This is a genomic window from Bradyrhizobium sp. CSA207, assembly GCF_029051685.1.
In the GTDB taxonomy this organism is placed as follows: domain Bacteria; phylum Pseudomonadota; class Alphaproteobacteria; order Rhizobiales; family Xanthobacteraceae; genus Bradyrhizobium.
On the sequence record NZ_JAACFT010000008.1, the window covers coordinates 132,430 to 145,052 of the forward strand.

Genomic DNA, 12,623 nt, shown 5'->3' on the forward strand with positions numbered 1-12,623 from the left:
GGGACAAATATCCTTGCGCCGCTCTAGCGTTACCGGGTGAGCTTCTGAGCGTGCCGGTTGTCCGCGGTCGCATCCGCCTCCGACCAGGATTGCGGCTTGACCTTGTCGCCTGCGGCGAACTTCTGGAAACCTTCGACCACGACCTTGTCGCCGGCCTTCAGGCCCTCGGTGACGAACCAGATTCCGTCCTGCACCGAGCCGGTACGCACCGGCTGCACGGCAATGCGATTATCGTCCTTGACGACGAACACCTCGCTGCCGCCGCCGCCATTGCGCTGGACCGCCTGCTGCGGCACCGCGATGGCATCGGAATCGAGGCCCTGGTCGATGCGCACGCGGACATACATGCCCGGCAACAGCTCACGCTTGGGATTGGGAAACTGGCCGCGCAGCGTTACCTGACCGGTATGGGCGTCGACCTTGGCATCGGAGAACAGCAGCTTGCCGTCGAGCGAATAGAGGGTGTTGTCGTCAAGCACGAGGCGCACCTTGGCGGCATCGGCGGCGATGCGCTCGAGGTCGCCGCTCTCGAAGGCGCGGCGGAGCTGGTTGAGCTCGTTCACCGACTGGGTGAAATCGGCATAGATCGGATCGAGCTGCTGGATGGTGGCGAGATTGGTCTCGTTCTGCACCGCGAGCGCGCCCTCGCTGACCAGCGCCGCACCGACGACGCCGTCGATCGGCGCGCGTACAGTGGCGTAGTCGAGGTTGAGCTTGGCACGCGCGAGGTCGGCCTTGCGGCCCTCGACCTCGGCATGGGCTTGCCGCTCGGCCGCGATCGCTTTCTCGTTCTCGGCTTCCGGGGCGGCACGATCCTTGGTGAGCGTTGAGATGCGGTGCGCCTGCTGCCTGGCCTGCATGAATGCGGCCTCGGCCTTGGCAACCGCGGCCTCGTTCGCCATCACCTCGACCTCGAACGGGCGCGGGTCGATACGATAGAGCGCGTCGCCCGCCTTCACCTCGCTGCCCTGACGGAACAGGCGCTCGACCACGATGCCGGAGATGCGCGGGCGCACCTCGGAGACGCGCGTCGGCGCGATGCGCCCCGGCAGTTCGCGCACTACGGCGCGCGACTGCGGCTTGACGACGACAATGCTGACATCAGGGTCGGCAGGCGGGGCGGCAGAAACGGCCGAGCTGGATTCATCGCAGCCAGCCAGCAGCGGCGCAAAGGCCGCGAGCATCATTGCAACGCATGCCGATCGCGCACGAAGTCCTGACATGAAGTGGGGTGCCCCGATGTTGTTGAAACTGATCACGCTCCGCGCGAGCCCGTTCTGGGCAATTTCCGCGAAGATAGATTGGTCTTGCTGCGACGCAACGCATCGGATCGGCGGCTCAATGTCACACGGCCTATCGGTCTGAGATCAGGCCGGTTTTCAGGGCTCACTGGATTGTGAGTTCGGGTTCCATCGCAGCGTGCTGCGACAGAAGATCGCAACGAATGGTGTCCGGTGTGAAGATCGGTTTAGTCGCGCGTCCACTTAGCTAAGTGCACTTTTGAACATTTCGCGGAACTGTTCGCGTCCCAGTCACTTACCTCGCCGCAGGACTGCAACGATGCAGCAGGGAGAACGTGACGTGAGTGACGCTGTTGCAGTTCTGGTCGTCGAGGATGATCGGCTCATTCAGGCAATGATCGAAGACGCTCTTTCGGATGGCGGTTTTCAGTCGGCCGTCACCACCTCGGGCGAGGAAGCGATTGAGCTTCTTCAATCCAACGAGAGCCATTATCGCGCGATCATCACCGACATCAATCTGGTTGGGCGGCGTAACGGATGGGATGTAGCCCAGCGCTCCCGGGAAATCGACCCGTCGATGCCCATTATCTATATGACGGGTACACACGCAGAAGACTGGGCTTCCAGGGGCGTGCCGAACAGCGTTCTGTTGACCAAGCCTTTCGCGCCGGCGCAGCTCGTGACTGCCCTGTCCAATCTCCTCAACGCCCAGGCGCCGTCAGCGGAGCGCCCCGACCAAGGTTAGCCGGGACACGCGTGAGCGCAGCGGGACCCCGCCCGTGCCATGAAGCTACTTGCGGAGCCTGCTGAATGGTCAGCGAACCTATCGCTTGGCGGGCGGACCGCTCTTGTTGCCCGGCAATCCCTTGATGTTCGCCGGATCCTGCTGCTGCACCGATTGTTGATTCTGAGACGCCGCGCCGGTGGTGCCGGTATGGGCGGGCGGCCCGTTCTTGTTCCCGGGAGCGCCGGCAATTCCGGCCCCTGAGTTCTGCGCACTCGGCGCGGTTGCCGCGTTGCCGGAGTCGGCGCGAGAAGGACTACCCGGGATTTTGGCCGCTGACCCAGGCTTGTCCTGTTCGGAGACGTAACCAGATGCACCGGAGTTCTGAGTCTTGATGCCCTTGTCGGCTTCATTCTGGAGGTTTTGCGATGGCGGGGCCTGCTGCGCCATCGCCGGCGCCGCAAAGCCGGCCACCAGGGCGATTGCTGCGAATGCGAGATGCCGCATGATGTTTCCTCCACGGGGTGTTTGCCGATAACCACGGCGGAGCCTGACGTTTCCGATTGCGGCCGGAATTCTTTACGAGCCGGTTCGCTCGAAGAGCATTTCTGGTTCGAAGGCGACCTCCGATTAGGCGTCGGGCCGCCCCCACACCGTTTCTTCCGTCCAACCAAGATCGACAAACTCGAACGCCCTCAGCGGCGCTTCTTCAGCGGAAAAGAACTCATCAAGTTGCGGCGGCTTGATGCCGGCGCCCGATAGCATTGCATGGGCCTGCCCACGGTGGTGAATTTGGTGCTGAATGAGATGCATCAGCGGCCGATCGCATCGTTCAAGTTGGACACGAGCATCTCGATTGATCCGCACCTCACGGCTCAGCAAGGCGGGGGTCAGAGCGTCGCAGACACCGATGAAGCGCTTGTCCATCGACGCTTGGGCCTCCGACAGCTCTGCAATAGCGGAAAACGGGATCTGATTTTCCCAAGCCCTCGGTCCGAGCCAACCGCCCTCAAGTGCATCAACGTAAAAAAGATCGATGACATAGATGTGGTTCAACGTCCGCTGCAAGCTCGGGAAGAAGCCTGTCCGCTCGGCTTCAAATTCGGCTTGGCTCAGTTCGGCGCACGCGCCCAATAGGCGATGGTTCGCCCACGCATTGTTATAGGCGAACGCACGATAGGTCTGAACAAGACCAACGGACATTGTAATTTCCTTTCCTCACCGACTATCTGCCCTGACGGAAAGGATACCACGACCAGCGCGAGGTGCATCCGGCCGTACTCGGACCTCTGGTAAGGGCCGGCTCTCGCGCCGATATCAAAAGGCAGGGCGATCTTATTCCCGTCTTCGGCGCACATGAGCACGCGCCCTACCCCGCTGCCTTCATCCGGTAGTGGCTCACGCCCCATTCGCTGCCGTCGGCGTAGCCGAACAGCCCGGCGGTCGCGAGAAAGAACCAGCGCCAGCGCCGCATCCACAATGCAGTGTCCTCGCCATAGACATGGAGCAAGGACGCTTCGATGGCATCGCGATGCGTGTCGAAATTGACGAGCCAGTCGTTGGCGGTGCGCTGATAATGGGTGCCGCTCCAGCGCCATTCCTTCTCGACCGTGAAGATGTCGTCATATTGCCGGACCAGTTGATGGCTCGGCATCAGCCCGCGGGTGAAGAAGTGCTGCGCGATCCAGTCCTCGCGATTGGTCCGGTCGAACAGATAGGAGCCGGAGCGATGGGTGAAGATGTGCATGAAGAAGCGCCCTTCGGGCGCGAGCCATGAGCGCAGGCGCGTCATCAGCTTGCGCCAGTTCATCATGTGCTCGAACATCTCGACCGAGACGATGCGATCGAACTGGCCGTCGGGCGCGAACACGTTCATGTCGGCGGTGACCACGCGCAGATTCGGCAAGCCGCGCAGCCGTGCCTCCCTCTCGACATAAGCGCGCTGCGGCTGCGAGTTCGACACCGCCGTCACGTTTGCATGCGGATACTGCCGGGCCATCCACAGCGACAGCGAGCCCCAGCCGCAGCCGAGTTCGAGGATGCTCTGGCCGTCGGCGAGACCGGCATGTTCGGCGGTCTGGCGCAGCGCCTCCTCCTCGGCCTCCTGCAAGGTGGTGGCATCGGTCCTGTAGAAGCAGGCCGAATATTTGCGGTTGGGACCGAGCACGTGCGCGAAGAAGCTCGGAGGCACGTCGTCATGCTGGGTGTTGGCGGCATCCGCTTGCTCGGCGATCGGGCGCAGCATCATCCGCCCGGCGAAGGCGGCGTCATCGGCCGCATTGAGCAGAGCAAGGCGGGTCGCGGTGCGCGAGCACAGGCGCTGGATCGCGGCGCGGACCACGAGGTCCGGCAGCGGCACACGTTCGGCAGTCCCGATGATCGTGGACACAAAGCTCATGCGACCGCTCCCTTGGCCATGACGTCTTTGGGGACGAACGGAAAGACCGTGCTGATCGGGGATTGGGAGGCGCGGTAACCCGGCGGCCCCGCAAGCCCGCCGATCAGCCCGTGCCGCGCGTTGAACGCCTCGCTCGCGCGCGGCCACAGTGCCGCGCCCACGCCGCTGTGGCCGCCGGCAGGGGTTGGGATGGAATCATCCTGGTCCAAATGGCCGGTGCGCCGTTGCACCATCAGAGCGAGCGCTGCCAGGACCGCGAGCCGAAGCGGATTGACGGGCAGTGCCCCGAGATGCATCGCCATGCAAAAATTCCGACCCAAGCCAGTGGAATGCCGAAGTTTTGCAAAATACTTAGCTATCAAAGCGCGGTTTCGGCACTGGGTTCCCTGCCCCGCCGCGAAATCGGCGCATCCGGCGCTTTTTTTGGGCCGGCGCTGTGCCATAGTGCGCACTGCAAGCAAGCTTCGTAACGGATGATACCGGACATGCCGCCAGGCACCTCGCCTCGCTCCTCCATCGATATCGAGTACACAAAACTGTCCTCACCCAGCGTCTTCCTGGTGCGGATGCTGGTCTTCCTGGTGCTGTGCGCGCTGGTGGGCGTGGTGCTCTACAAGCAGATCATCCAGGCCTTCTTCGCCAATCCTGGCCTCAACGCCCTGATCGGGGCGGTGCTGTTCATCGGCATCGTGCTGGCGTTTCGGCAGGTCATCCGGCTCTATCCCGAGGTCTCCTGGGTCAACAATTTCCGCATCGCCGATCCCGGCCTGGCGCCGGCCCGGCACCCGAAGCTGCTGGCGCCGATGGCGGCGATCCTCGGCGGCGAGCGTTCGGGGCGGATGACCATCACCCAGACGACCATGCGCCACCTGCTCGATTCGATCGCGACCCGCCTCGACGAGGCCCGCGACATCTCGCGCTACATGACCGGCCTCCTGGTTTTTCTCGGCCTGCTCGGCACCTTCTGGGGCCTGATCGAGACGGTCGGCTCGGTCGGCAAGGTGATCGATGGGCTCAAGGTCGGGGGCGATTCCGGCGCGCTGTTCGACACGCTGAAGGAGGGGCTGGCCGCCCCGCTCGGCGGCATGGGCATCTCGTTCTCCAGCTCGCTGTTCGGCCTCGCCGGCTCGCTGATCCTCGGCTTCCTCGACCTGCAATCGAGCCAGGCCCAGAACCGCTTCTACACCGACCTCGAGGACTGGCTCGCCACCACCGTGCGCGAATACGGCAGCGGCGAGCTGGCTGCCGCCTCCGGCGGTGGCGGCGTTGCCTCCGGCGAGATGCAGGCCGCGGTCGAGCGGCTGCGCTCCGTGCTCGAGGAAGGCAGCGCCAGCCGCGGCACCACCGCGGCGATGGCGAGCCTTGCCGAAGCCATCCAGGCGCTGGTCTCGCACATGCGGACCGAGCAGCAGATGATCCGCGAATGGGCCGACGGCCAGGGCGAGCAGAACCGCGAGATCCGGCGCCTCCTGGAACGCATCGCGCGCCAGCCGGAGAAGAGTTAGCGACACGGCGTGCCGCACACGAAAGAAGCGGAGAAATAAATGGCTCTAGCCCGAGGCCGCCGCGGCGATACCTCCTTCAACTACTGGCCCGGATTCGTCGACGCGCTGTCGACGCTGGTGCTGTCGATCGTGTTCCTGCTGTCGGTGTTCCTGGTCGTGCAGTTCTTCCTGTCGCAGGAGGTCACCGGCAAGGACAAGGCGCTGGAGCTGCTCAACGCCAAAATCGCGCAGCTCAACGAGCTATTGTCGCTGGAGAAGCTCGGCAAGCTCAGCCTCGACGATCAGGTCTCGCAGCTCAAAGCCGGCCTCGCCTCGGCCGAGACCGAGCGCGACCGCATCAAGGGCCTCTATGAGGGCCTTGCCAGCGCCGGCAACGACGCGCAGGGCAAGACCACCGAGCTCGGCAAGGCGCTCGACTCGGAGAAGGCGGTCTCCGCACGGGCGCTGGCACAGATCGAGGTGCTGAACCAGCAGATCAGCGCGCTGCGGCGGCAATTGGCGGCGCTGGAAGAGGCGCTCGACGCTTCCGAGAAGCGCGACAAGGAATCGCAAAATCGAATTGCCGATCTCGGCTCGCGCCTGAATGTCGCACTGGCGCAGCGCGTGCAGGAATTGTCGCGCTACCGCTCCGAATTCTTCGGCCGCCTGCGCACCATTCTCGGCAACCGGCCCGACATCCGCATCGTCGGCGACCGCTTCGTGTTCCAGTCCGAGGTGTTCTTCGACACCGGACAGGCGACGCTCCTGCCCGAGGGACGCGCCGAGCTCGATACGCTGGCGACCGCGCTGATCGAGCTCGACAAGAAGATCCCGAACGAGATCCCCTGGGTGCTGCGAGTCGATGGCCACACTGACGTGCGGCCGGTCAACGGTCCGAACTTCAAGTCCAACTGGGACCTATCGGCCGCCCGTTCGATCTCGGTCGTGCAGTACCTGATCTCGCTCGGCGTGCCGGCCCAGCGCCTGGTCGCCGCCGGCTTCGGTGAATTCCAGCCGCTCGACACCGGCAACACGGAGGAAGCCTACAAGCGCAACCGCCGCATCGAGCTGAAGCTGACGGAGCGGTAGTGAGCGGCGCGCAATACTCACCCCACCGTCATGGCCGGGCTTGTCCCGGCCATCCACGTCTTTGCTTCCGTAGCCGTGGCTTCTCGTGGATGCCCGGGACAAGCCCGGGCATGACGGCCTTCGCACAATGAGCGCTCTGCACCTCCGCCCCTACCGTCCCGAGGACGAAGCAGCCGCGATCGACCTCTGGCATCGCACCTGGCAGCAGGCCTATCCGCAGATCGACTTCGCGGCCCGGCTGGACTGGTGGCGCGAGCGCTGGCGCAAGGATCTGGTCCCCAAAGCCTCGATCGTCGTCACCGAGCAGGACGGTGCGCTGACCGGCTTCGTCACCATCGACGGCGAAGGCTATCTCGACCAGCTCGTGGTCGATCCCGGGCACTGGGGCTCGGACGCAGCGCGGCTGCTGGTGGATGAGGCCAAGCGCCTGTCCCCGGCCGGCATCACGCTGCTCGTCAACAAGGACAATTCCCGCGCCATCCGCTTCTACGAGCGCAACGGCTTTGCACATGTCGGCGATGACGTGAACCCGACCTCGGGGCGGCCGGTGCTGAAGATGGAATGGAAGCAGTAAGGCGCCTTGTGTGGCGCGAAGCCCCTGCCACAAGCTCTGCTGTCATTCCCCGCGAAGGCGGGGAATCCAGTACGCCGCGGCTTATCGATTGATCACTACCGCCTCTGGAATACTGGATCACCCGCCCCAGTGCGCAAGTGCGCACAAGGCGGGTGATGACACTGTCAATGCCGCAAGGCCTCACGCGCCCTCGAACTGGAGCCGCGCGAGCCTGGCATAAAGCCCGTTCTCCGCCACCAGCTCGGCATGGGTGCCCTGCTCGACGATCCGGCCCTGGTCCATCACCAGGATGCGGTCGCACGACAAGACGGTGGCGAGGCGGTGGGCGATCACCAGCGTGGTGCGGTGGCGCATCAGTTCTTCGAGCGCGGTCTGCACCAGCGTCTCGCTTTCGGCATCGAGCGCCGAGGTCGCTTCATCGAGCAGCAAGAGCGGCGCGTCACGCAGGATCGCGCGCGCGATCGCGATGCGCTGGCGCTGCCCGCCTGACAGCGTCACGCCACGCTCGCCGAGCGGGGTCTCAAAGCCTTCCGGCATGCGGCGGATGAACTCGGCGGCGTGCGCAAGCTCGGCGGCGCGCTCGACCTCGGCGTCGGTCGCATCGGGCCGGCCGAAGCGGATGTTCTCGCGGGCGCTCGCGGCGAACACGGTCGATTCTTGCGGCACCAGCGCGATGCGGGCGCGGAAGTCGCGCGGATCGGCCGATCTGACCGGCACGCCGTCGAGCGAAATGGCGCCGTTGCTTGGATCGTAGAAGCGCAGCAGCAGATGAAACAGCGTGCTCTTGCCGGCGCCGGATGGACCGACGATCGCGACCTTCTCGCCGGGACGCACGCTGAACGAGACGGCGTCGAGCACATTGACGTCGGGCCGCGCCGGATAGGCGAAGCTGACGTGATCGAAGCCGACCTCGCCGCGCGCCGGCACCGGCAGCGCACGCGGTGTCGCGGGCGCGGCAATCTCCGGCTCGACATGCAAGATCTCGAACAGGCGCTCGGCGGCGCCCGAGGCGGCCGAGACCTCGCCCCAGACTTCGCTGAGCTGGCCGAGGCCAGCCGCGGCGAAAGCCGCATAGAGCACGAACTGTCCAAGCCGGCCCGGCGTGATGGTCCCGGTCAGCACGTCATGCGAACCGATCCAGAGGATCGCGACCACGCTTGCGAACACGATGAAGATGATGATGGCGGTGAGTACCGCACGCGCCTGGGTCGACGTGCGCGCGGCCTCGTAGGCCTGCTCGACCTCGCCGCCGAAGCGCTTCGCGGCCAACCCTTCGCTGGTGTAGGCCTGCACGGTGCGGATCGCACCGACCAGTTCGCCCGCATAGGCCGAAGCCTCGGCGAGCGTATCCTGCGCATTGCGCGACAGTCGCCGCACCCAGCGCCCGAAGGCGACCAGCGGCAACACGATCAGGGGAATGGCGAGCAGCACGAAGCCGGAGAGACGCGGGCTCGTGATCACCATCATCGCCGCGGCGCCGAAGAACATCATCAGGTTGCGCAGCGCGATCGAGACCGAGGCGCCGACGGCGGATTTGATCTGGGTGGTGTCGGCGGTGAGCCGCGACACCAGCTCGCCGCTGCGCGCGGAGTCGAAGAAGGAAGGCGACAGCGACAAGAGATGGGCAAAGACGTCGCGCCTGAGGTCGGCGACGATGCGCTCGCCGATCGTCATAACGAGGTAGTAGCGCGCGGCACTGGCCAGCGCGAGCACGGCGACGACCGCGATCATCACCGAGAAGTAGCTGTTGATCAGCTCGATGCCTTCCGGCGTCAGGCCGAAATCGATCATGCGCCGGACCGCGATCGGCACCAGCAGCGTCGTCAGCGCGGCGATCGTCAGCGCGACGAAGGCGAGCGCCGCGCGGCCGCGATAGCGCGCCACATAAGGCGCGAGCGCCAGCAGCGGCCGCAGCCGGGCACGGCTCTTCGCCGGCTGCTCGATCAGCTCGGCTCCGATTTCGACAGCGGGGACGTTTTGGCCCTCGTCGCGATACTGGTCGTCAAGCCGTTCCACTGCGCTCATGAGATCGGACCCAAGGGGACAAGTCTGCTCCACATAGGCCGGTGCAGGGGGAGTGGCAAATCCGGGATGTCCCTTAGGGGACGGCCCGGCTCTCCTGTTCCGGCAATGGCTTGTTTTAAGGTCCCCCCTGGGGTATAGAGCCGCCCAAATCCGTCATCGATCATCACTCAAGCGAGAGGCGCCGGGCGCCGGCGAATTGCCATGAAAACCGAAATTCATCCTGATTATCATATGATTAAGGTCGTGATGACCGACGGAACCGAGTACCAGACCCGCTCCACCTGGGGCAAGGCAGGCGACACGCTGAACCTCGATATCGACCCGAAGTCGCACCCGGCCTGGACCGGCGGCAACGCCCAGCTGATGGATCGCGGCGGCCGCGTCTCGCGCTTCCAGAAGAAGTTTTCGGGCTTCCTCAAAAAGGATTGATCCGGCCATTCCGGCCGCGAACGAAAGACGCCCCTGGAAAACCAGGGGCGTTTTTGTTTGTGGGGCGTAGCCCTGAGCTGTTGACCCGTCATCCGAGGTACTTTTCACGCGACGGGTCGCGTGAAAAGCCTCGAAGGATGAACGGCCGAAATGCAGCAGCCGGGCCGTCGCCCTTCGAGGCTCGCCGAAGAGGCGAGCACCTCAGGGTGACGGATTGATTGAATTTTACCGCTCGAACGCGGCCTTCAGCGCGTTCAGGTGCGGCACCAGCGGATTGCCGATGCTGGGCTGTTCGGCCGGCGGGGTGTGGATGGTGGTGTCCAGACGGCGCACGCGGGTCTGCAGGCTCATCGAGCGGTGGATCAGGTCCTGGAGCTGCGACGGCAGCTTCTCGATGGTGTCGGCGGGGCCGGGATCGGCGGCGGAAAGCTTGACCTTGGTCTTTTCGCGATTGGCCTGGCCCAGCGTCATCTCGCCTTCCTTCACCGCGCGATGCAGCAGCAGCCACGAGGCGAGCTGCATCAGGCGGGTGGTGAGGCGCATGCTCTCGGTGGCGTAGGTGAGGCTGACGGCGCGATCGAGCGCCTTGGCCTCGGTGCGGCCCGCGCCGTCGAGATAGGCGGCGGTCGCTTCGACGAGATCCATGCCTTCGCGGAACAGGGCGCCGAACGCCGCAGAATTGGTGAACCGCTCGCTGAGTTGAACGAGAGCGCCGTCGGCTTGCAAACGTTCCATGGTTAACGCCCCTTACGCAACTATCTACCGATCCGGCTTGGCGCCGGCTTATGATGAACAAATCATTGCGCGGTCGAACCGCGGAGTCCAGCGACAAGCGCGGATATGGTTTCCGCGGGTCCTTCCTCGGAATTCAACGGAATGAGGCTCTTGTTTTGACGCGTTTTCTTGACGCGAGCCGGTATCCACTTCGCTCGAAAACGCTTTGGACCAAAAAAAGAGCCGCCGGAAAACCGGCGGCTTTGAAAGTTGATAACAGGGAGGCGTCAAACAGAGTGGACAGGAGCCACTCGGTGTCCAAACGAGGACAGTTCCAGTCATAAACCCGAAAGCTTAATGTGGAGTAAACGAACGATTTTTTTGAGGGTTCGTTAGCCATGTCGGTCAGTGGCCGAGGGCGTTGAGGAACAAACTCTCTACAGGTCGCCGCGGCGAAGGCCGAAAGCAAATCCTCATGGTGAGGAGCGCGCCGTTCGCGCGCGTCTCGAACCATACAGGCCCCGCTCCTGCCCGCGGCCGTCCTTCGAGACGACCGCTTCGCGGTCCCTCAGGATAAGGATTGTGCCAAATGGACAGCGTCAATCCAGCGTCGGGCCCTACGACTTGAACACGCTGTTCGCCGTATCGCGCGAGGCGCGCTTTTTGGCGGCGGCTTCCTCCAGCCTTGCGATCTCGGTCTTGAGCAGGGTGACGCGCTCGGTCAGTTCCTCGACCGACAAGAGTGAGAGGTCCTGTCCGATCTCATGGCTGGTCTTCTTGCGCGGCCGGTCGTCCTCTTCCATCGACATCGTCGTTCTCCTGCATTCACGCGCCAAACGAGGCTGGACGGTTGCCAGCGTGGGCCATGCTGGCTAATCAATGGCCTCGTTCATTCTGCACCTTTGCTCAAGGACAAATCATGGACAAGCTGCCCGCGCAAATGACGGTGGTCGCCATCTCCAAGCCCGGCGGACCCGAGGTGCTGGTGCCGGAACAACGCACCGTGCCGCAGCCCGGTCCCGACGAGATCCTGGTCAAGGTGCAGGCCGCCGGCGTCAACCGGCCCGACGTGGCGCAGCGCTCCGGCGCCTATCCGCCGCCGCCCGGCGCCAGCGACCTGCCGGGCCTGGAGATCGCGGGTGAAGTGGTGGCGGTTGGCAACAACGCCAGGAGGCACAAGATCGGCGACAAGGTGATGTCGCTGGTCGCCGGTGGCGGCTATGCGCAGTACTGCATCGCCCAGGACGCCCAGGCGATGACCGTGCCGCCGGCGCTGTCGATCAAGGAAGCCGGCGCGTTGCCGGAAACGCTGATGACGGTCTGGCACAATGTGTTCGAGCGCGGCGGCCTCAAGGCCGGCGAGACGCTGCTGATCCATGGCGGCTCCTCCGGCATCGGCACCATGGCAATTCAGCTTGCCAAGGCGTTTGGCGCCAAAGTGTTCGTCACCGTCGGCTCGCAGGACAAGGTCGATGCCTGCCTCAAGTTGGGGGCCGACCGCGCCATCAACTACAAGAACGAAGACTTCGTTGCCGTGGTGAAGACGGAGACCAACAATGCCGGCGTCAACCTGATCCTCGACATGGTCGCGGGCGAGTATGTCGACCGCAACTACGACGCCGCCGCGGTCGACGGCCGCATCGTCCAGATCGCGACCCTCAACGGCCCCAAGGTCAACGTCAACATCGCCAAGGTGATGGTGAAGCGGTTAACCCATACCGGCTCCACGCTGCGCCCCCGTACGAATGCGGATAAGGCGGCGATGGTCGCGGCGATCGAGGAGAACGTCATGCCGCTTTTGCGCGAAGGCCGCGTAAAACCGCTGATGGACAGCTCATTCCCGCTGGAAAATGCCGCCGACGCGCACCGGCGCATGGAGACCAGCGCGCATATTGGCAAAATTGTGTTGGAGGTCTAGGCCTCTGGCCCACAGGGCCGGGCGGAA

Annotated in this window: 14 protein-coding genes; 6 read left to right on the forward strand and 8 right to left on the reverse strand. The window is 64.4% G+C overall.

What is annotated here, in order from left to right; all coding sequences use genetic code 11:
* Nucleotides 1-29: 29 nt before the first annotated feature.
* Nucleotides 30-1,223 carry an efflux RND transporter periplasmic adaptor subunit gene (locus tag GWG65_RS11290; RefSeq protein ID WP_275195655.1) on the reverse strand — a complete coding sequence of 398 codons (1,194 nt, stop codon included), beginning with the start codon at nt 1,221-1,223 and terminating at the stop codon, nt 30-32.
* Nucleotides 1,224-1,581: 358 nt separating this feature from the next.
* Between GWG65_RS11290 and GWG65_RS11295 the strand changes: the two genes are divergently transcribed.
* Nucleotides 1,582-1,986, forward strand: coding sequence for a response regulator (locus GWG65_RS11295; protein WP_275195656.1), 405 nt, complete (start codon nt 1,582-1,584; stop codon nt 1,984-1,986).
* 78 nt (nt 1,987-2,064) lie between these two features.
* Here GWG65_RS11295 and GWG65_RS11300 read toward each other — a convergent pair whose 3' ends face one another.
* From GWG65_RS11300 to GWG65_RS11315, 4 genes are all read right to left on the reverse strand, one after another.
* The gene (locus tag GWG65_RS11300; protein WP_275195746.1) at nt 2,065-2,292 is read right to left on the reverse strand and encodes a hypothetical protein; all 228 of its coding nucleotides are present in this window, start codon (nt 2,290-2,292) and stop codon (nt 2,065-2,067) included.
* Nucleotides 2,293-2,595: 303 nt separating this feature from the next.
* Nucleotides 2,596-3,168 (reverse strand): DinB family protein, encoded by a 573-nt coding sequence (locus tag GWG65_RS11305; protein ID WP_275195657.1) that lies wholly within the window; start codon nt 3,166-3,168, stop codon nt 2,596-2,598.
* A 166-nt stretch (nt 3,169-3,334) separates the two neighbouring features.
* A complete protein-coding gene (locus GWG65_RS11310) occupies nt 3,335-4,363 on the reverse strand; it encodes a cyclopropane-fatty-acyl-phospholipid synthase family protein (protein ID WP_275195658.1) in 1,029 nt (342 codons plus the stop codon).
* Nucleotides 4,360-4,665, reverse strand: a complete 306-nt coding sequence (locus GWG65_RS11315) for a hypothetical protein (RefSeq protein ID WP_275195659.1) — start codon at nt 4,663-4,665, stop codon at nt 4,360-4,362. Before GWG65_RS11315 ends, GWG65_RS11310 begins: the two co-directional genes overlap by 4 nt.
* Nucleotides 4,666-4,848: 183 nt before the next feature.
* Here GWG65_RS11315 and GWG65_RS11320 point away from each other — a divergent pair, with 183 nt between their 5' ends.
* The 3 genes from GWG65_RS11320 (at nt 4,849) to GWG65_RS11330 (ending at nt 7,510) form a co-directional block, all read left to right on the forward strand.
* Nucleotides 4,849-5,868 (forward strand): flagellar motor protein MotA, encoded by a 1,020-nt coding sequence (locus GWG65_RS11320; RefSeq protein WP_275195660.1) that lies wholly within the window; start codon nt 4,849-4,851, stop codon nt 5,866-5,868.
* A gap of 39 nt (nt 5,869-5,907) precedes the next feature.
* Nucleotides 5,908-6,936 carry a peptidoglycan -binding protein gene (locus tag GWG65_RS11325; RefSeq protein ID WP_275195661.1) on the forward strand — a complete coding sequence of 343 codons (1,029 nt, stop codon included), beginning with the start codon at nt 5,908-5,910 and terminating at the stop codon, nt 6,934-6,936.
* A gap of 127 nt (nt 6,937-7,063) precedes the next feature.
* Nucleotides 7,064-7,510 (forward strand): GNAT family N-acetyltransferase, encoded by a 447-nt coding sequence (locus GWG65_RS11330; protein WP_275195662.1) that lies wholly within the window; start codon nt 7,064-7,066, stop codon nt 7,508-7,510.
* Between the two features lie 180 nt (nt 7,511-7,690).
* Here the strand turns inward: GWG65_RS11330 and GWG65_RS11335 are convergent, their stop codons facing one another.
* Complete coding sequence (locus GWG65_RS11335; protein ID WP_275195663.1) at nt 7,691-9,535, reverse strand: ABC transporter ATP-binding protein/permease; 1,845 nt, start codon at nt 9,533-9,535, stop codon at nt 7,691-7,693.
* 201 nt (nt 9,536-9,736) lie between these two features.
* Between GWG65_RS11335 and rpmE the strand changes: the two genes are divergently transcribed.
* A complete protein-coding gene (gene rpmE, locus GWG65_RS11340) occupies nt 9,737-9,964 on the forward strand; it encodes a 50S ribosomal protein L31 (protein WP_247387036.1) in 228 nt (75 codons plus the stop codon).
* A 225-nt stretch (nt 9,965-10,189) separates the two neighbouring features.
* Here rpmE and GWG65_RS11345 read toward each other — a convergent pair whose 3' ends face one another.
* On the reverse strand, nt 10,190-10,699 hold the full coding sequence (locus GWG65_RS11345; RefSeq protein WP_275195664.1) for a DUF1465 family protein: 510 nt from the start codon (nt 10,697-10,699) through the stop codon (nt 10,190-10,192).
* Between the two features lie 596 nt (nt 10,700-11,295).
* On the reverse strand, nt 11,296-11,487 hold the full coding sequence (locus tag GWG65_RS11350; protein ID WP_275195665.1) for a DUF1192 domain-containing protein: 192 nt from the start codon (nt 11,485-11,487) through the stop codon (nt 11,296-11,298).
* A 110-nt stretch (nt 11,488-11,597) separates the two neighbouring features.
* Between GWG65_RS11350 and GWG65_RS11355 the strand changes: the two genes are divergently transcribed.
* A complete protein-coding gene (locus tag GWG65_RS11355) occupies nt 11,598-12,596 on the forward strand; it encodes an NAD(P)H-quinone oxidoreductase (RefSeq protein ID WP_275195666.1) in 999 nt (332 codons plus the stop codon).
* Nucleotides 12,597-12,623: the final 27 nt, after the last annotated feature.

Bases quoted from the DNA above. Each gene is read 5' to 3' on its own strand.
- GWG65_RS11290 (WP_275195655.1), bottom strand. From the start codon at position 1,223: ATGTCAGGACTTCGTGCGCGATCGGCATGCGTTGCAATGATGCTCGCG.
- GWG65_RS11305 (WP_275195657.1), bottom strand. From the start codon at position 3,168: ATGTCCGTTGGTCTTGTTCAGACCTATCGTGCGTTCGCCTATAACAAT.
- GWG65_RS11310 (WP_275195658.1), bottom strand. From the start codon at position 4,363: ATGAGCTTTGTGTCCACGATCATCGGGACTGCCGAACGTGTGCCGCTG.
- GWG65_RS11315 (WP_275195659.1), bottom strand. From the start codon at position 4,665: ATGGCGATGCATCTCGGGGCACTGCCCGTCAATCCGCTTCGGCTCGCG.
- GWG65_RS11320 (WP_275195660.1), top strand. From the start codon at position 4,849: ATGCCGCCAGGCACCTCGCCTCGCTCCTCCATCGATATCGAGTACACA.
- GWG65_RS11325 (WP_275195661.1), top strand. From the start codon at position 5,908: ATGGCTCTAGCCCGAGGCCGCCGCGGCGATACCTCCTTCAACTACTGG.
- GWG65_RS11330 (WP_275195662.1), top strand. From the start codon at position 7,064: ATGAGCGCTCTGCACCTCCGCCCCTACCGTCCCGAGGACGAAGCAGCC.
- GWG65_RS11335 (WP_275195663.1), bottom strand. From the start codon at position 9,535: ATGAGCGCAGTGGAACGGCTTGACGACCAGTATCGCGACGAGGGCCAA.
- rpmE (WP_247387036.1), top strand. From the start codon at position 9,737: ATGAAAACCGAAATTCATCCTGATTATCATATGATTAAGGTCGTGATG.
- GWG65_RS11345 (WP_275195664.1), bottom strand. From the start codon at position 10,699: ATGGAACGTTTGCAAGCCGACGGCGCTCTCGTTCAACTCAGCGAGCGG.
- GWG65_RS11350 (WP_275195665.1), bottom strand. From the start codon at position 11,487: ATGTCGATGGAAGAGGACGACCGGCCGCGCAAGAAGACCAGCCATGAG.
- GWG65_RS11355 (WP_275195666.1), top strand. From the start codon at position 11,598: ATGGACAAGCTGCCCGCGCAAATGACGGTGGTCGCCATCTCCAAGCCC.